We start from the raw sequence: 17,005 nt of genomic DNA, 5'->3' as shown, positions 1-17,005 counted from the left end.
CTCCCCCGGCCGGCTCCCGGACACCGGTGCGGTCCCCGGGGGCCGCACCGCCCTCCCCCGCCGAAGCGGGAGACCCGGGTGCTCCACGGCCGAGGGTTCCCGCGCTGCAACTGGTGTCTTGTGTCTTTGAGCGGTTGAAATCGTCCAAATGTTAGGGATAACGGATACGGGTGATGCTCCAGCAGTAGGACCCCTCAGCCCGCGTCGAGCCGGCCCGTCATGGTCGGCCGGGACGCCTGTCAGGCGGCGCTGGCGTCCTGCCCGACCTGGCAAACCGGCGGCGGACAGTCTCACCCGGCCACGGCGGCGGGGCCGCGATCTTCCGACGGTGTGTCAGCCGCCCGCTCGAGGCCCGTCCGGCTCGCACGTGGCGGCGGCCCGCGGCCCCAGACATTGCGCGGGCACTCCCCGGCACCCGCATCCCGGCCCCCCTCCCCCTGTCGTTGTTCGCTCGTGACGTCTTCCGTTTTCAAGCACTCGTTCGGGATAACGGGTCACCTGCTGCGGGTCACGGTCCGGTGACGACACCCGACGGTTCCGTTGACGCCTGCAACAGCCTGCCATTACGTTCCGCGCCGGTGTGCTCCGCGCCACACCGGCGGCCCGTCCCGGGCCGTCTCCTCCCCGTGCTCGGCGCTGCGCCGGGAAGGGACCGCACGTGACCGCTACCGACCTCCGACCGAGCCAGACACCCACGCCCTCCGGGGGCGGGGGCCTGCGCCGGTTGTGGGACCGCAAGCTCGACCGCTACCCCGACACCGGTCCCCGGTCGCTCTACCTGGGGATCACCGTGCTGGCCACGGTGGTCCTGTACTACGAGCTCTACGTCGGCGGCGCCGTCGCGACGCAGATCATCGCCGAGCTCGGCTACTCGTTCACCGGCTACGTGTTCGTCTCCGTCATCGGCAACCTGGTCGGCGCCTTCGCCTCGCTGTTCGCCGGCCTCGCCGACCGCTGGGGCCGCGCCAACCTCGTCGTCGGCGGCCTGCTCATCACGGGCCTGATCCTGCTCGTGGGCCTGCCGCACGCGCCGGGCAAGACGGCCTTCACCGTGCTGTTCGCGGTGCTGAGCTTCGTCGAGGGCGTCGTGCTGGTGGCCACCCCGGCGCTGATCCGCGACTTCTCGCCGCAGGTTGGTCGCGGGGTCGCCATGGGTTTCTGGACCCTCGGCCCGGTGCTGGGCAGCCTGGTGGTCACCACGGTGTCCAGCAACACCCTCGACGACCACCCCGACTGGCGCTTCCAGTTCTACGTCTGCGGCGTCGCCGGCCTGGTCGTCTTCCTCGTCGCGCTGGTCGGGCTGCGCGAGCTCTCCCCCGCCCTGCGCGACCAGCTGATGGTCAGCATGCGCGACCGCGCGCTCATCGAGGCGCGGGCCCGCGGCCTGGACACCGAGCAGGCGCTCAAGGGCCACTGGCGGCAGATGCTGCGCTTCGACGTCGTCGGGTCGGCCTTCGCCATCAGCATCTTCCTGCTGCTCTACTACATCCTCGTCGGCTTCGCGGTCGTCTACTTCGCCACCGTGTTCGGCTACTCCGAGCAGCGCGCCAACGCGCTGGCCAACTGGTACTGGGTGACCAACGCGATCGCGCTGGTGGTCACCGGCGTGCTCACCGACCGGTTCCGGGTGCGCAAGCCGTTCATGGTCGTCGGGACACTCGTCGGCCTGGTGGGCTCGGTGCTGTTCGCGCTGTCGGCGACGAAGCCGGAGACCGGCTACTACACGCTCGCGGTCTACTTCATCCTGTCGGCGGCCGGCGGCGGCATGGCCTACGTCGCCTGGATGGCCTCCTTCACCGAGACCGTCGAGCGGCACAACCCGGCCGCGACGGCGACCGGCCTGGCCATCTGGGGCTGGCTGCTGCGGATCGTGGTGACGGCGTCGCTGGCGGTCTTCACCCTCGTCGTGCCGGCCACCTCGGTGCTGGTCGACCAGGGGTCGCGGGTCACCGAGATCGTCGAGGCGCACCCGCAGGAGGTCGCCGTCCTGTCGGCCGTCCCGCCGGAGGCGTCCGAGGCGCTGGCCGCGGACCCCACCGACGTCGACGCGCTGGCCACCGCGCTCGGCGCCGTGGCCAGCCAGCAGGGCGCCGACGCCGACGAGGCCGCCGCGGTCTCCGAGGCGGTGCGGAACCGGGCGCCGCAGCTGGCCGCCGCCCAGGCGGTCGACCCGGCCACGCTGGCCGCGCTGCAGGAGGACCCGGCCGACGCCACGGCCGGTGCCGCCGCCGTGGGGCAGATCGCGCAGGCCCTCGGCGTCGACGCCGGCACCGCCACGCAGCTGCTGGTCAGCCTCGGCGACCCGGCGGTGCAGGCCGACCTCGCGCTCGTGCAGCGCTACGCGACGGTGCTCACCGACGCCAACACCGCGATCCCGGCCGACGACCTCGCCTACCTCGCGGCCCACGGCGACGAGGTCGCCGCCGCCGCCGAGGAGAACCCGCACCAGTGGCAGCGCTGGTGGTGGGTGTGCGTCGCCGGGCAGGTGCTCTTCCTGCCGTTCGTCTTCGTGATGGCCGGCCGGTGGAGCCCGCGCCGGGCGCGCCAGGACGAGCAGGCGCACGAGGAGATGGTGGCCCGGGAGCTGGCGGCCCTGCAGCGCACGGACGCCTGAGAACCACCGCACGGCGGGCCGGGGAGCGCACGCTCCCCGGCCCGTCCGCGTTCCCGGCTCGCCGGGCTCTCAGCGGGAGGCCGCCGCCACCCGCACGCCCAGGCCCACGAGCACCGCGCCGGAGGTCGCGTCGAGGCCGCGGCGCACCCGGGGGCGGCGGAACCAGCTGCCGGCCCGGCCGACGCCGGCCGCCAGCCCCAGGTACAGCGCCGTCTCGACGGTCACCTGCAGCAGCCCCAGCAGCGCCGCGGTCGGCAGCGGGGAGCTGCCGGCCGGGACGAACTGCGGGTAGAAGGCGATCATGAAGACGGCCAGCTTCGGGTTGGCCAGCTGCACGAGCAGCCCCTCGGCGAACGCACCGCGCCACCGCCGGCGCACCGGCCCCGCCGAGGGGTCGGGCTCGGGGCCGCCGCGCAGCGCCCGCCACAGCGCCCGGCCGCCCAGCCACAGCAGCACGGCCGCCCCGACGGCCCGCAGGACGAGGAAGCCGGCCTCCGACGCGGCGACCGCGGCCGCGACGCCCGCGCCGGCCAGCAGCGCCCAGACGAACAGCCCGGCCTCGAGCCCCAGCACCGTCGGCACCGCGGCGGCGGTCCCCCGCAGGGCCGCCCGGCGCACGATGAGCGCGACGGCCGGCCCCGGGGTCGCGGCGATCAGCAGCACCGCCCCCAGGAAGGCGGGCAGCGCGAGCAGCAGCGCCGGGACGTCCACCCGACCAGCGTGGCAGGGGCCCCTCCCGGCGTCGCCGGTTTTTCCCCGTCTCGTCGCGCCCCACCGTCAGTGGCGTGGCAAGTTGGGGATAACGGACGAGAACGGGGCGGCGCGGGCCCCGGGCGGTCAGCGCCGGCGGTCGCGCCAGGACCGGCCGTGCAGCCACCACTCGAGCCGGCGGGTGATCCACGGCAGCAGCAGGTAGGTCATCACGGGGGTGAGCGCCAGCGTCACGACCAGCACCCGCAGCGCCACGGGCACGTCGGCCAGCAGCGCCCCGAGGGTGACCGTGGCCAGCAGGTTGAGCGGGTAGAAGACCAGCCAGATCGTCGTCGCCTGCTTCCACCGCGGCGGCGCCGGCGGCCCGGCCGGGGCGGCGACCTCGGCGCTGACCGGCTGGTCGAACCAGCCCTCGATGCCGGTGCGGCGCTCGGTGCGGGTCACCTCGGCCAGCCCCTCCGCCGAGCGCAGCCACCAGGCGCGCTCCGCCGAGGCCTCCCAGGCGGCGAGCGCCTCCTGGTCGGCGAAGCGGCAGAGCATGTGCCACTCGTCCGAGCCGCCGCGCGGGCGCACCCACCCGGCGCCGAGGAAGCCCGGGAAGGTCTCGGCCATCGTCATCCCGGCCCGGATCCACGCCGTCATCTCCCGGGTGTGCGCCGGATCGGCCCGGCGGGTGAAGGAGACGGTGACCGGGAGGCGTGCGCCGGCGATGGGGAGCGACGTCGTCATACCGCCAGGATCGGCGGCCCCGGGGGTGCCGCGCAGGCCGCGGCGGCGTGATCTGCCCCGCTCTCGCCGCTCCCCTCCCCTGGCCGGACCACCGCCCTGTGTGCCGGTGGGTTGGGGATAACGGACGACACGGCGGTCCCGCGGCCTCCGCGGTCCTCCCGGCCACGTGCGGTTGACTCGCCGGGATGGACGCCGTCGACCGCCTGTGGACCCGCGTGACGGCCGAGGCGCCCCTCCCGCCCACCGTCCTGGCCGGCGCCGCCGCCGTCGCGCTGCTCGTCGTGGCCGCCCCCGCGCTGTGGCGCCCGGCGCGGACCGTGGTGACCATCGCCCACGAGGGCGCGCACGGCCTGGCCGCGCTGGCCACCGGCCGCCGGCTGGCCGGCATCCGGCTGCACTCGGACACCTCGGGGCTCACCGTCTCCCGGGGCCGGCCCATCGGTGCCGGGATGGTGCTCACCTGCGCGGCCGGCTACGTCGGGCCGGGGCTGTTCGGGCTGGGCGCCGCGGCGCTGCTGGCGGCCGGGCACGCCGTCGGGGTGCTGTGGGCGCTGCTGGTCCTGCTCGCGCTCCTGCTGCTGCAGATCCGCAACCTCTACGGCCTGTGGGCGGTGCTGGTCACCGGCGCGGGCCTGGCCGCCGTCACCGCGTGGCTGCCGCCGGCCGGGCAGGCCGCCGTCGCCGCCGCGGTCACCTGGTTCCTGCTGCTGGCCGCGCCGCGCACCGTGCTCGAGCTGCAGGGCGCGCGCCGGCGGCGGGCCGCGCCGGACTCCGACGCCGACCAGCTCGCCCGGCTCACCCGGCTGCCCGCACTGCTGTGGGTGGGCGTGTTCCTGCTGGTCGACCTCGCCGCGCTCGGCCTCGCCGTCCGGTGGCTGCTCCTCTAGCGCCCGTGGGAGGAGTACGGGCTGCGCCGCCGCGGCTCGGCGCCGTGCGGCTGGGTGACCTTCCCGGTGTCGGGCGCCGGCGGGACGTCGACCACCAGGTCGACGTGGTCGACGGTCACCCGGCGGCCGTGGTGGTGCACGTCGAGCGGGTCGCCCTCGAGCAGCCGGTAGGTGGCCTGCTCCTTGGTCACGGTGACCTGCAGGACGCGGCCCTGGTAGGCCAGCCGGAAGCGCAGCCGGGTGATCCGCTCGGGCAGCCGCGGCGCGAACAGCAGGTGCCCGTCGTGGTCGCGCATCCCGCCGAACCCGGCGACGGCGACCGTCCAGCCGCCGGCCATCGAGGCGATGTGCAGCCCGTGCCCGGAGTTGCCGTGCAGGTTCTGCAGGTCGGTGAGCGCGGCCTCGGCCCAGTAGTCGTAGGCCAGCTCCAGGTGCCCGGTCTCGGCGGCCACCACGGCCTGCTGCGCCGCCGACAGCGAGGAGTCCCGCACCGTGCGGGCCTCGTAGTAGGCGAAGTCGGCGACCTTCTCCTCGAAGGTGAACGCGTCCCCGCGCAGGTGCAGGGCCATCACCAGGTCGGCCTGCTTGACCACCTGCTTGCGGTAGATGTCGAAGTACGGGTAGTGCAGCAGCAGCGGGTAGCACTCCCGCGGGGTGTTCGCGAAGTCCCACTCCTCGTGGTGGGTGAACGCGTCGGACTGCATGTGCACGCCGAGCCGGGTGTCGTAGGGCACGGCCATCAGCCGCGCCGCCCGCCGCCAGGTCTCCACCTCGTCCTCGGTGACCTCCAGCCGGCCGGCGACGTCGGGCTGCCGGTCGACCGCCGCGGCCGCCTCGCGCAGGTTCCGCTGCGCCATGAGGTTCGTGTAGACGTTGTTGTCCACCACGGCCGTGTACTCGTCCGGGCCGGTGACGCCGTCGATGCGGAAGCCGTGCTCCTCGTCGAAGTGGCCGAGCGACGCCCACAGCCGGGCGGTCTCGATCAGCAGCTCCGCGCCGAAGTCGCGGTCGAACTCCTCGTCCTCGGTGGCGTGCAGGTACCGGACGACGGCGTCGGCGATGTCGGCGTTGATGTGGAAGGCCGCCGTCCCCGCCGGCCAGTACCCGGAGGTCTCCTCCCCGCGGATGGTCCGCCACGGGAAGGCCGCGCCGTTCAGGCCCAGCACGCGGGCCCGCGCCCGGGCCTTGTCCAGCGTCGAGTACCGCCAGTGCAGCGCGTCGCGGGCGGCGTGCGGGGCGATGTAGGTGAGCGCCGGCAGCACGTAGGTCTCGGTGTCCCAGAAGGTGTGCCCGTCGTAGCCGGGGCCGGTCAGCCCCTTGGCCGGGATGGGCTGCCGCTCGGCGCGCAGGCCGGCCTGCAGCACGTGGAAGACGCCGACCCGCACGGCCTGCTGCAGCTCGTCGTCGCCGTCGATCTCGACGTCGGCCCCGGCCCAGAACTCGTCGAGGACCTGCCGCTGCTCGTCGGCCAGCCGCGCGAACCCGGCCAGCTTGGCGGTGGCCAGCGCGCCCTCCACCTGGTCGCGCAGCGCCGCCGCGGACCGCCGCGAGGACCAGCCGTAGGCGAGGTACTTGACCAGCTTCACCCCGGACCCGTGGCCGGGCAGCCGCGCGGCCAGCGTGTAGCGGGCGAGGTCCTCGCCGGCCTCCATGTCCTCGGTGGCGGTGTCGGGCACGTCGACGACGTGGTCCATCCCCGCGGCCATCCGCAGCCTGCTGCGCCGGGTGGCGTGCACCATGACCGCGCGCTGCCCCCGGGCGACGCTGAGCTCGTTGACCAGCGGCCGGCGCAGCGCCGCCGCCGCGCGCGGGTCGTCGCCCTCGCTGCCGCTGTCGACCGGCTCGTTGGCCAGCAGGTCCGACTGCAGGGCGATGTAGAGGTCGCCCCGGTCGTCGGTGCACTCGACCTGGTACTCGATCGCGGCGATCGAGCGGCGGCGCAGCGACACCAGCCGGGTGCTGGTCACCCGCACCGTGCGGCCGTTGGGCGAGCGCCACTCGGTGACCCGGCGCAGCACGCCGCGGCGCAGGTCCAGGGTCCGGCGGTGCTCGACGATCTCGCCGTAGTCCAGGTCCAGCGGGGTGTCGCCGACCAGCAGCCGGACCAGCTTGCCGTCGGTCACGTTGACGACGGTCTGCCCCTGCTCGGGGAAGCCGTAGCCGGCCTCGGCGTAGGGCAGCGGCCGCTCCTCGAAGAAGCCGTTGAGGTAGGTGCCGGGGACGACGACCGGCTCCCCCTCCTCGAACGAGCCGCGCAGGCCGACGTGCCCGTTCGCGAGCGCGAACACCGACTCGTGCACGCCCAGCGACGAGTGGTCCAGGCCGATCTCGGTCAGCGACCAGGGCTCGACCGGGAAGGTCGCTCTCCCCTCCGTCACGTGCGGTCCTCCAGCAGCTGGTCGAGGTCGGTCACGACGACGTCGGCGCCGTTCTCCTTCAGCGCGTCGGCCTGCCCGACCCGGTCCACGCCGACGACGAACCCGAAGTGCCCCGCCCGCCCGGCCGCGACACCGGCCAGCGCGTCCTCGAACACCGCGGCGGCCGACGGCTCGACGCCCAGGGCGCGGGCGCCGGCCAGGAACGTGTCGGGGGCGGGCTTGCCGCGCAGCCCCTCCCGCGCGGTCACCACGCCGTCGACGCGGGCGTCGATGAGGTCGGCGAAGCCGCCGGCGGCGATGACCTGCTCGCCGTTGGCCGAGGCGGTGACCACCGCGGTGCCCAGGCCCGCGTCCTTGACCGCGCGCAGGTAGGCCAGCGACCCGGGGTAGACCTCGACGCCGTGCTCCTCGAGCTCGGCGAGCAGCAGCTCGTTCTTGCGCCGGCCGAGGCCGTGCACGGTCTCCGCCTCCGGCGGGTCCTGCGGCGAGCCCTCGGGCAGCGTGATGCCGCGGCTGGCGAGGAAGTCGCGGATGCCGTCGGCGCGCGGCTTGCCGTCGACGTAGCGGTTGTAGTCGAGCTGGGTGAACTCCGGCGCCTGCGGCTCCCGGGCGCGGAGGAACTCGTCGAAGGTCCGCTTCCAGGCGGCCATGTGCACGGTGGCGGTGCGGGTGAGCACGCCGTCCATGTCGAAGAGGCACACGCGGATGCCGTCGGGGAGTCCGAGCACGCTGCGGACGCTACCCACGCCGGTCCCCGGCGACCCGTCGAGATCACGCGCCAGATCCGCGGCCGCGCCGTCCGGGGCGCGCGGCGGGGACCGGCTGCCTAGGGTCGGCGCCGGGACGGCACCGGCCGCCCCGCCCGCTCGACGGAAGGACACCGATGGCCGACCGGCCCCAGCCGCCCAGCCCCTACGACTTCCTGCCGCCCGTCCCGTCGTTCACGGTCACCAGCACCGACGTCACCGACGGCGAGGTGCTGCCGGTGCACTGCGTCAGCGGCGTCATGGGCGCCGGCGGGGAGGACCGCTCCCCCCAGCTGTCCTGGTCGGGCTTCCCCGAGGAGACCAAGGGGTTCGCGGTCACCGTCTACGACCCCGACGCGCCCACCGCCTCCGGCTTCTGGCACTGGGTGGTCACCGGCATCCCCGGCGACGTCACCGAGCTGCCCGCCGGCGCCGGCGGCCGGGACGGCGCGGGCCTGCCCGCGGGCGCCCGGCAGCTGCGCAACGACGCCGGCTTCCCCGGCTACGTCGGCGCCGCGCCCCCGGCCGGCCACGGCCGGCACCGCTACTTCACCGTGGTGCACGCCCTCGACGTCGAGGACATGGGCGTGCCCGCCGACGCCAGCCCCGCCTTCCACGGCTTCAACCTCTTCGGCCACACGCTGGCCCGCGCGGTGCTCGTGCCCGTGTACGTCCAGGACTGACCGGCCCGCCGCGGGGGCGTCCGGAGCCCGGGGACCCGGACGGCCCCGGGCGCCCCGCGGCGGCTCAGGCCGGCGGGCGGGCGGCGACGCCGGTCGAGCCGAGCCAGGCGAAGCCGACCCGCTCGTACACCCGGGCGACGTCGTCGTCCCCGGCGGTGAGGAACACCAGCTCCGCGGTCTCCCGGGCCTGCGCGACCAGCGCCGAGGCCAGCGCCGCGCCGACCCCGCGGCCGCGGCGGCGCGGCGAGCTGGCCACCCCGACCACCTCGCTGATCTCGGTGCCGTCGACGTCGACCGGCTGGTGCGAGCCGACGGCGACCGGCTCGCCGTCCTCGACGGCGACCATCACCACGGTGCGCCCGGTGGCCACCCGCTCGCGCAGGACGGCGGTGCGCGCCTCGTCCGGCGGGCCGGGGTCGTCGAGCACCCCCGCGCCGCCCTCCGCGTGCGGGGCGAAGCCGCTCTCCAGCAGGTGCTGGTAGTGCGGCAGCCGCGGGTCCTCGCCGCCGACCAGGTACAGCCGCACGCCGTGCGGGAGCAGCAGCTCGACCGGCTCGTCGGCGACCAGCAGCGGGAACTCGGTGACCAGCAGCCCGGCCTCGCGGGCGGCGGCGCCCAGTGTCGGCGTCCGCTCGACCACCCACTCGACGGCGGCCGGCAGCCCCGCCTCCTCCTGCAACGCCACCGCGGCGCGCACGTCGTCGGCGGTCACCCGGCGGGTGCCCGGCCGCGGGCGGGCCGGGAACGGCCAGGCGGGCGGGCCGATCGGGACGTCGAGCGGGCCGGCGGGGACCGGCGGGGCGTCGGGCAGGGACGCGACGGCGGCGTACTGCTCGACGCGGTCGAGCAGCCCGGGACGCGTCGGCACACCGGCACCCTAGACGCGGGCGCCCGCGACGGCGCCGGCCTAGCCCGGCGCGGGCCGGTTCGCCACCCCCGCGGGTGACCCGGCGGCGAGGGCCCGCGGACCCGGGCGGCACGATGGAGCCGTGACGGCAGGGACCCGCCCCTCGATCTCGCCCTACGCGGCGTTCGACCGCGACGCGTGGCGGGCGCTCGCCGCCACCCGCACGCTGCCCCTGGACGAGGCCGACCTGCGGGCGCTGCGCAGCCTGGGCGACCGCATCGACCTCGACGAGGTCGCCACCGTCTACCTGCCGCTGGCCGAGCTGCTCAACCTGCACGTCACCGCCAGCCAGCGGCTGTGGGCGGCGCGCAACCGGTTCCTCGGCGACACCACCGCCAAGGTCCCCTACGTCATCGCGGTCGCCGGCAGCGTCGCCGTCGGCAAGAGCACCACCGCCCGGCTGCTGCAGACCCTGCTCGCCGCGGCCCCCGGCTCCCCGCGGGTCGACCTGGTCACCACCGACGGCTTCCTGTGGCCCAACGCCGTCCTCGAGGCCCGCGGCCTCATGGCCCGCAAGGGCTTCCCCGAGAGCTACGACCGGCGCGCGCTCATCCGCTTCCTGTCCGACGTGAAGTCCGGCCGCGGCGAGGTCAGCGCGCCGGTCTACTCCCACCAGTCCTACGACGTGCTGCCCGGCCGGCGGCAGGTGGTCGACCGCCCCGACGTCCTGGTGCTGGAGGGGCTCAACGTGCTGCAGGCCGGCCGGCGCGACGACGGCCGGGTGCCCGAGGTGTTCCTCTCGGACTTCTTCGACTTCTCCGTCTACGTCGACGCCGCCGAGGCCGACATCCAGCAGTGGTACGTCGAGCGGTTCCTCGCCCTGCGGCGCACCGCCTTCGCCGACACCTCCGCCTACTTCCACCGCTACGCCGACCTCAGCGACGACGACGCCCGCGCCACCGCGCTGTCGATCTGGGCCGCGGTCAACGGCCCCAACCTGCGGCAGAACATCGCGCCCACCCGCTCCCGCGCCCGGCTGGTGCTGCAGAAGGCGGCCGACCACTCGGTGCGCCGGGTGCTGCTGCGCAAGCTCTGACCCCTCCCCCTCGCCGCCGTCCGTCGCGCGTCGCTCCGGGCGGCGCTGGAGTTGGGGATAACGGATGGTCGGCGAGTGGGCGGGCGGCGCGGTCCGCCTGTTGCCGCGGCGGCCGCCATGGCGAGGACTGACGACCCGATCGGGTCAGCTGGTGAGGTTCGTCACCTGACACCGCCCCCGGGCCGGCGCACACTCGGAGGCGTCCTGTCACCGGACACTCACCGTCAGTGATGCCGGTGGTCCCGCCACCGGCCCGATCCGGAGTCCTCCCGATGTGCGTACACCCCACCCCCTGCCCCGACGCCAGCGCCGACGCGCGTGACCTCGCGGTCGTCGTGAGCAGCCACCCGGAGCAGGGCTGGAGCCTGCTGTGCAACGGCGTCGTCCTCTTCGACGACGACGGCGAGCTGCTCCCCGACGGCAGCGCCGTCGCCGACCACCACCAGTGGCGGACCGCCGGGCTCGTCCCCGCCTAGGAGCGGCCCGCACACGACCGGGCGCCCGCCCCCTCACCGGAGGGGACGGGCGCCCGGTCGTCCCGGGGCCCACTCACCGGGGACTCAGTCGAAGGCGGCCGCCCCGGCGTCGCTGAACAGCCCGGCGAAGGCCGCGGCGTCGGGGGCGGGGTCCCCGGGCCCCGCGGTCTGGGTGAGGAACAGCCCGCGCGACCCCTCGACGGCGACGCCGACCAGCATCGTGACCGTGTCGCCCCAGCCCTCCACCGTGACCTGCAGGCCGGCGCTCGCGCCGCCGACCGCCGGCAGGTCCAGCGGCGCCAGCTGCGCGGTGGCGTCCCAACCGAACGGCGCGGTGACCGTCACCGACGAGCAGGCGCCCAACAGTTGGTCGACCGGCAGGGTCAGCCCCGCGAGCTCCGGCGACTCGGCCACCACCTGGTAGGTGTGCACGTCGTCGCTGCGGGCGGCCTGCGCGGCGACGACCGGGTCGGCGGCGTCCTCGGCGGGCTCCGGCAGCGCCTCCAGCACGTCGGCGCAGGCGGCCGGCTCCACGCTCACCCCGTCGGGCAGGCCGTCGTGCTCGCCGTCGTCGTCGTGGTCGTGCCAGCCGCCCCAGCCCCAGCCGCCCCAGCCCCAGCCCCAGCCGTCGTGCCACCCGTCGTGGTCGCCGTCGTGGTCGGGGTCGTCCAGCCGGACGACGGACGCGTCGGGGCCGAACGCCTCGGCGGGCAGCAGCCGGTCGCCCAGGTCACCGGCGGCGGGCGTCTCCGCGGGGGTGCCGGGGTCCTCGGCCGGAGCCGGTGCGGGGCTCGGGGTGGGGGCCGGGGCCTCCTCGGTGGCCGCCGCCGGGCTCACGTCCCCCGGGCCGGCCGCCTCCTCCGCGCCGCCCCCGCACGCGGCGAGCAGCGCCGCCCCCGCGGCCAGCACCGCCGTGCCCGCCGTCCGCCGCACCCGTCCCGCCCTCACCGCCATGGGGTGATCGTCCACCCGGGCGGGGAACGGCGTCGACGGGCCAGAGGTCGGAACCGGACCACGCCCAGGGGCGTTGGTCCGCCGTCCGTCCCCGTCGCCGGAGGTGCCCCGTGCCGACAACCCTGCTGTCCCTCCCCGCCCCCGCCGAGCAGGCCGAGCGGCTGGTCGCCGCCGGCGCCCACGAGCGCGCGGGCCTGTCGGCGGCGGAGCTGCGCGCGCGGGCGGCGGGCGTCCCGGGCGACGGGCTGCTCGCCCTCGCGCCGTCCCTGCTGCCGGCCACCGCCCTGGCGGAACTGGTCTCCTGGCGGGACCGGCCGGTGTTCGTGGTCGTGGACATGACCGACCTCGACGCGTTCACCCCGCTCGACGACGCCGCCCCGCCCGCCGACGTCTACGCCCTGTCCGCCCCCGAGCGCGGGGACGCGTACCGCAACTGCACGCCCGACGAGTCGCTGCCGCGCATCCGCGCCGCCGGCCGGACGCCGCTGACGGTGACCGAGGGCCTGACCTGGCTGCTGCAGTGCCCGGACCTGCTCGAGCGCAACGCCTGCACCATGACCGTCGGCTCCCGGCTGCGCCGGGCGAACGGGTCGCTGGACGCCCGCACCCCGGCGCTGTGGATCAGCAACGGCACCGGCCGCGACGGCCCGGGGCGCCGGGGGACGGCGAAGGTCGGCTGGTGCTGGGCGGGCAACCGGCACACCTGGCTGGGCATCGCCTCCGCCGCCGGGCGGACGCCGCTGCCCTGACGCGGCTGCCCTGACGTCGCGAGATCGGCGGTGTCGTGGCCGTCAGCGGCTGATGGCCCCACACCACCGATGGCCCCACACCGCCGAGCTCGCGCGGGATCAGGCCTGGGCGCCCACCACGTCGGCGGTGGTGCCGAGGTCGTCCGGGGCGCCCTCGCCGCGGTCGGGCACGTGCGTCCGCGGCGCGGGCGCGGGCTCCGGCTCGGCGAACGCCTCCGGCGGCGGGCAGGAGCAGACCAGGTTGCGGTCGCCGAAGGCCTGGTCGATCCGGCGCACCGGCGACAGGTAGCCGCGGGTGACCAGCGAGGGCACCGGGAACACCGCGGCGCTGCGCGGGTAGGGCCGGTCCCAGTCGCCGGCGAGCATCTTCAGCGTGTGCGGGGCGTTGCGCAGCGGGTTGTCCGCCTCGTCGTACTCCCCGGACGCGACCTTCTCGATCTCGCCGCGGATGGTCACCATCGCCTCGACGAACCGGTCGAGCTCGGCCTTGTCCTCGCTCTCGGTGGGCTCGACCATCAGCGTGCCCGCGACCGGGAAGCTCATCGTCGGCGCGTGGAAGCCGAAGTCGACCAGCCGCTTGGCGATGTCGTCGTTGGTGATGCCGGTGGCCCGGGTCAGCGGCCGGATGTCGAGGATGCACTCGTGGGCGACCAGCCCGCCGGCGCCGGTGTAGAGCACCGGGAAGTGCTCGCGCAGCCGGGCGGCGAGGTAGTTGGCGCCCAGCACCGCGTGCTCGGTGGCCCGCCGCAGCCCGTCGGGGCCCATCAGCCGCAGGTAGGCCCACGAGATCGGCAGGATCCCGGCCGACCCCCACGGCGCGGCCGACACGGCCGGGCCGGAGCCGCCGGTGTCGGCCAGCGGGTGCCCCGGCAGGAACGGCACCAGGTGCTCCCGGACGCCGATCGGGCCGACGCCGGGCCCGCCGCCGCCGTGCGGGATGCAGAAGGTCTTGTGGAGGTTGAGGTGGCTGACGTCGGAGCCGAACCGGCCCGGGCGCGCCAGCCCGACCATCGCGTTGAGGTTGGCGCCGTCGACGTACACCTGCCCGCCGGCGTCGTGCACCGCGGCGCAGATCTCGCGGATCTCGGTCTCGAACACCCCGTGCGTCGACGGGTAGGTGATCATGATCGCGGCCAGCCGCCCGGCGTGCTGGTCGATCTTGGCGCGCAGGTCGGCGACGTCGACGTTGCCGGCCTCGTCGCAGGCCACCACGACCACCCGCATCCCGGCCATGACCGCGCTGGCGGCGTTGGTGCCGTGCGCGGAGCTGGGGATGAGGCAGACGTCGCGGTGCGACTCGCCGCGGGAGGCGTGGTACCCGCGGATGGCCAGCAGCCCGGCGAACTCGCCCTGCGAGCCGGCGTTGGGCTGCACGCTCACCGCGGCGTACCCGGTGATCTCGGCCAGCCACGTGCACAGCTCGTCGATCAGCTGCCGGTAGCCGCGCGCCCGCTCGGCCGGGGCGAAGGGGTGCAGCCCGGCGAACTCCGGCCAGGTGACCGCGGCCATCTCGACGGCGGAGTTGAGCTTCATCGTGCACGAGCCCAGGGGGATCATCGTGCGGTCCAGCGCCAGGTCCTTGTCCGACAGCGAGCGCAGGTAGCGCATCATCGCCGTCTCCGAGCGGTGCGCGGAGAAGACCGGGTGGGTGAGGAACGGGGTGCGCCGGCGCAGGGCGGCGGGCAGCGCGTCCGGCCCGTCGTCGTCCAGGGCGGACTCGTCCGCGGCGACGCCGAACGCCTCGGCCACCTGCCGCAGCACCGCGGGCGTCGTCGTCTCGTCGCAGGCGACGGCCACGGTGTCGGCGTCCACCCGGCGCAGGTCGATCCGCCGGGCCGCGGCGGCGGCGACCACCTCGTCGGCCCGGCCGGGCACGCGGGCCTGCACGGTGTCGAAGAACGACTCGTGGACGACGTCGACGCCGCCGGCGCGCAGCCACCCGGCCAGCGCCAGCGCGCTGCGGTGCACCCTGGCGGCGATCGCGGTCAGCCCCTCGGGCCCGTGCCAGACGGCGTAGGCGCCGGCCATGACGGCGAGCAGCACCTGCGCGGTGCAGATGTTGCTGGTCGCCTTCTCCCGGCGGATGTGCTGCTCGCGGGTCTGCAGCGCCAGCCGGTAGGCGACGTCGCCGTCGGCGTCGACCGACACCCCGACCAGCCGGCCGGGCAGCTGCCGGGCCAGGCCCTCGCGCACCGACAGGTAGCCGGCGTGCGGGCCGCCGTAGCCCAGCGGGACGCCGAAGCGCTGGGTGCTGCCGCAGGCGACGTCGGCGCCCCACTCGCCCGGCGCCTCGAGCAGGGTGAGCGCCAGGACGTCGGCGGCGACGACGACCGCCGCGCCGGCGGCGTGCGCGGCGTCGGCGAGCGCCCGGTGGTCGCGGACCGCGCCGCTGGCGCCCGGGTAGGACACCAGCACGCCGAACGCGCCGGCCTCGGGCAGGTCGGCCAGCCAGCCGGCGGACAGGTCGGCCACGTGCAGCCGGATGCCCAGCGGCTCGGCGCGGGTCTCGAGCACCGCGAGGGTCTGCGGCAGCGTGTCGGCGTCGACGACGAACACGGCGTCGGGCTTCGCCCGGCCGGCGCGGCGGACCAGCGTCATCGCCTCGGCCGCGGCGGTGGCCTCGTCGAGCATCGAGGCGCCGGCGACCGGCAGGCCGGTGAGGTCGGCGACCATCGTCTGGAAGTTCAGCAGCGCCTCGAGCCGGCCCTGGCTGATCTCGGGCTGGTAGGGCGTGTAGGCGGTGTACCAGGCCGGGTTCTCCAGCACGTTGCGCTGGATGACCGCCGGGGTGACCGTGCCGGAGTAGCCCATCCCGATCATCGGGACGGTGACCTGGTTGGCCGCGGCCCGCTCGCGCAGCTCGGCGAGCACGGTGGCCTCGTCGGCGGCCGGGGGCAGCGAGAGCTCGTCGCGGTCGCGCACCGCCTCGGGGACGGTGGCGTCGACCAGGGACTGCAGCGAGTCGTGGCCGACGGCCTCGAGCATCGCGGCGGTCTGGTCCGCCCGGGGGCCGATGTGCCGGCCGGCGAAGGAACCCGCGGGGCTCAGGGAGCGCAACGACGGGAGGGAGTGAGCAGCGTCCGCCACTGCCACGACGCTACCAGCGCCTCCCGCGCGCGAACGGCGGACCTGCACGGCCGCCGGGCGCCGCGGGTCGCCCGGACGCACGCGAGGGGCGTCCCGCACCCGGCGGGACGCCCCTCGCGGACGTGCGGGTCGGCTACGCGGTCTGGGCGCGGCGACGGCGGCGCAGGGACAGCTCGTCGTCGGCCGCGTGCAGCGGCGCGCCGTCCAGCCGCTCGGCGGGCAGCTCGGCCAGCTCACCGGACAGCTCGCGCAGCGCGCCGGACACCGCGATGCCGAAGACGCCCTGCCCGCCGGCGAGCAGGTCGACGACCTCCTCGGCCGAGGTGCACTCGTAGACCGTCGCCCCGTCGGAGAACAGCGTGACGTTGGCGAGGTCCTTGATCCCGCGGTTGCGCAGGTGGTCGACGGCCTTGCGGATGTTCTGCAGCGACACCCCCGTGTCGAGCAGCCGCTTGACCACCTTCAGCACCAGGATGTCGCGGAACGAGTACAGCCGCTGTGTCCCCGACCCCGTGGCGCTGCGCACCGAGGGGGCGACCAGACCGGTACGGGCCCAGTAGTCCAGCTGGCGGTAGGTGATCCCGGCGGCGGCACACGCCGTAGGGCCGCGGTACCCGACGAGGTCGGTGTCGACCTCGTCGTAGTCCGTCGCCCCCACGGCGGCGTCGCTGAAGAGCTGACCCTGGGAGCCCTCGCTCTGGTCGCTCACGTCAGCGTCCTCCTTCGAGTCCCGCCACGGGCGCGGCGGAGCGTCCCGGAGTGCTCCCGCTTCCCCACGGGTCACACCGGTGTTGTCCGCGACCGTAAGCCGGGCCCCCAGGGCGGTCAACTGACGCGGGCGGCGTGTCGCCCCACTCACCCCGAGAGAGTGGTATCGGCAGCTGCGCGCGGGACTCCAGCGTTCTGTGACTGGTGTGACGAGGGAGACGTGCGGGGTCCCACCCGTCCCGTGGGTGGACGCACGGCAGCGGGGGGGGGGGGGGGGGGGGGCCGGCCCCGGGCCCGGGGGGCCGGGGGGCGCGGGGGCGGCCGCCGGCCCCCCCCCCGC

14 protein-coding genes are annotated in these 17,005 nt (G+C 75.8%); 6 read left to right on the top strand and 8 right to left on the bottom strand.

Annotation, left to right across the window (positions count from 1 at the left end; genetic code table 11):
• Positions 1-658: 658 nt before the first annotated feature.
• On the top strand, positions 659-2,614 hold the full coding sequence (locus tag ACI8AR_RS20760; protein WP_457052677.1) for an MFS transporter: 1,956 nt from the start codon (positions 659-661) through the stop codon (positions 2,612-2,614).
• Between the two features lie 69 nt (positions 2,615-2,683).
• Here the strand turns inward: ACI8AR_RS20760 and ACI8AR_RS20755 are convergent, their stop codons facing one another.
• Together ACI8AR_RS20755 and ACI8AR_RS20750 are read right to left on the bottom strand one after the other, a co-directional pair.
• Positions 2,684-3,325: a LysE family translocator gene (locus ACI8AR_RS20755; protein ID WP_457052676.1), complete on the bottom strand. Its 642-nt coding sequence runs from the start codon at positions 3,323-3,325 to the stop codon at positions 2,684-2,686.
• Between the two features lie 126 nt (positions 3,326-3,451).
• Positions 3,452-4,054 (bottom strand): antibiotic biosynthesis monooxygenase, encoded by a 603-nt coding sequence (locus ACI8AR_RS20750; RefSeq protein WP_457052675.1) that lies wholly within the window; start codon positions 4,052-4,054, stop codon positions 3,452-3,454.
• A 185-nt stretch (positions 4,055-4,239) separates the two neighbouring features.
• Between ACI8AR_RS20750 and ACI8AR_RS20745 the strand changes: the two genes are divergently transcribed.
• Complete coding sequence (locus tag ACI8AR_RS20745) at positions 4,240-4,941, top strand: M50 family metallopeptidase (protein ID WP_457052674.1); 702 nt, start codon at positions 4,240-4,242, stop codon at positions 4,939-4,941.
• On the opposite strand, the gene ACI8AR_RS20740 is transcribed toward ACI8AR_RS20745, so the two are convergent.
• Positions 4,938-7,319, bottom strand: a complete 2,382-nt coding sequence (locus ACI8AR_RS20740) for a glycoside hydrolase family 65 protein (RefSeq protein ID WP_457052673.1) — start codon at positions 7,317-7,319, stop codon at positions 4,938-4,940. The genes ACI8AR_RS20745 and ACI8AR_RS20740 overlap by 4 nt on opposite strands.
• A complete protein-coding gene (locus ACI8AR_RS20735) occupies positions 7,316-8,047 on the bottom strand; it encodes an HAD family hydrolase (RefSeq protein ID WP_457052672.1) in 732 nt (243 codons plus the stop codon). The genes ACI8AR_RS20740 and ACI8AR_RS20735 overlap by 4 nt, the downstream gene beginning before the upstream one ends.
• Positions 8,048-8,202: 155 nt before the next feature.
• Between ACI8AR_RS20735 and ACI8AR_RS20730 the strand changes: the two genes are divergently transcribed.
• Complete coding sequence (locus ACI8AR_RS20730; protein WP_457052671.1) at positions 8,203-8,748, top strand: YbhB/YbcL family Raf kinase inhibitor-like protein; 546 nt, start codon at positions 8,203-8,205, stop codon at positions 8,746-8,748.
• A 64-nt stretch (positions 8,749-8,812) separates the two neighbouring features.
• Here ACI8AR_RS20730 and ACI8AR_RS20725 read toward each other — a convergent pair whose 3' ends face one another.
• Positions 8,813-9,616, bottom strand: a complete 804-nt coding sequence (locus tag ACI8AR_RS20725; RefSeq protein ID WP_456936001.1) for a GNAT family N-acetyltransferase — start codon at positions 9,614-9,616, stop codon at positions 8,813-8,815.
• A gap of 121 nt (positions 9,617-9,737) precedes the next feature.
• On the opposite strand from ACI8AR_RS20725, the gene coaA reads away from it, so the two are divergent.
• Both coaA and ACI8AR_RS20715 read left to right on the top strand, forming a co-directional pair.
• Positions 9,738-10,691 (top strand): type I pantothenate kinase, encoded by a 954-nt coding sequence (coaA, locus tag ACI8AR_RS20720; RefSeq protein ID WP_457052670.1) that lies wholly within the window; start codon positions 9,738-9,740, stop codon positions 10,689-10,691.
• A 272-nt stretch (positions 10,692-10,963) separates the two neighbouring features.
• Positions 10,964-11,167 (top strand): DUF5999 family protein, encoded by a 204-nt coding sequence (locus ACI8AR_RS20715; RefSeq protein WP_456941135.1) that lies wholly within the window; start codon positions 10,964-10,966, stop codon positions 11,165-11,167.
• A gap of 84 nt (positions 11,168-11,251) precedes the next feature.
• Here the strand turns inward: ACI8AR_RS20715 and ACI8AR_RS20710 are convergent, their stop codons facing one another.
• The gene (locus ACI8AR_RS20710) at positions 11,252-12,121 is read right to left on the bottom strand and encodes a hypothetical protein (protein WP_457052669.1); all 870 of its coding nucleotides are present in this window, start codon (positions 12,119-12,121) and stop codon (positions 11,252-11,254) included.
• A 110-nt stretch (positions 12,122-12,231) separates the two neighbouring features.
• Here ACI8AR_RS20710 and ACI8AR_RS20705 point away from each other — a divergent pair, with 110 nt between their 5' ends.
• A complete protein-coding gene (locus ACI8AR_RS20705; RefSeq protein WP_457052668.1) occupies positions 12,232-12,870 on the top strand; it encodes a DUF5701 family protein in 639 nt (212 codons plus the stop codon).
• 99 nt (positions 12,871-12,969) lie between these two features.
• Here the strand turns inward: ACI8AR_RS20705 and gcvP are convergent, their stop codons facing one another.
• Together gcvP and ACI8AR_RS20695 are read right to left on the bottom strand one after the other, a co-directional pair.
• Entirely contained in the window at positions 12,970-15,957 is a 2,988-nt protein-coding gene (gene gcvP / locus ACI8AR_RS20700) for an aminomethyl-transferring glycine dehydrogenase (RefSeq protein WP_457052667.1), read from the bottom strand.
• Between the two features lie 133 nt (positions 15,958-16,090).
• Positions 16,091-16,666 (bottom strand): MerR family transcriptional regulator, encoded by a 576-nt coding sequence (locus ACI8AR_RS20695; RefSeq protein ID WP_456936007.1) that lies wholly within the window; start codon positions 16,664-16,666, stop codon positions 16,091-16,093.
• Positions 16,667-17,005 lie beyond the last annotated feature (339 nt).

This window comes from Geodermatophilus sp. SYSU D01036, assembly GCF_054050435.1.
Note: the sequence above shows the minus strand (reverse complement) of the source record. Positions and strands in the feature narration are given on the sequence as shown.

Bases quoted from the DNA above. Each gene is read 5' to 3' on its own strand.
- ACI8AR_RS20750 (WP_457052675.1), bottom strand. From the start codon at position 4,054: ATGACGACGTCGCTCCCCATCGCCGGCGCACGCCTCCCGGTCACCGTC.
- ACI8AR_RS20745 (WP_457052674.1), top strand. From the start codon at position 4,240: ATGGACGCCGTCGACCGCCTGTGGACCCGCGTGACGGCCGAGGCGCCC.
- ACI8AR_RS20730 (WP_457052671.1), top strand. From the start codon at position 8,203: ATGGCCGACCGGCCCCAGCCGCCCAGCCCCTACGACTTCCTGCCGCCC.
- ACI8AR_RS20715 (WP_456941135.1), top strand. From the start codon at position 10,964: ATGTGCGTACACCCCACCCCCTGCCCCGACGCCAGCGCCGACGCGCGT.
- ACI8AR_RS20710 (WP_457052669.1), bottom strand. From the start codon at position 12,121: ATGGCGGTGAGGGCGGGACGGGTGCGGCGGACGGCGGGCACGGCGGTG.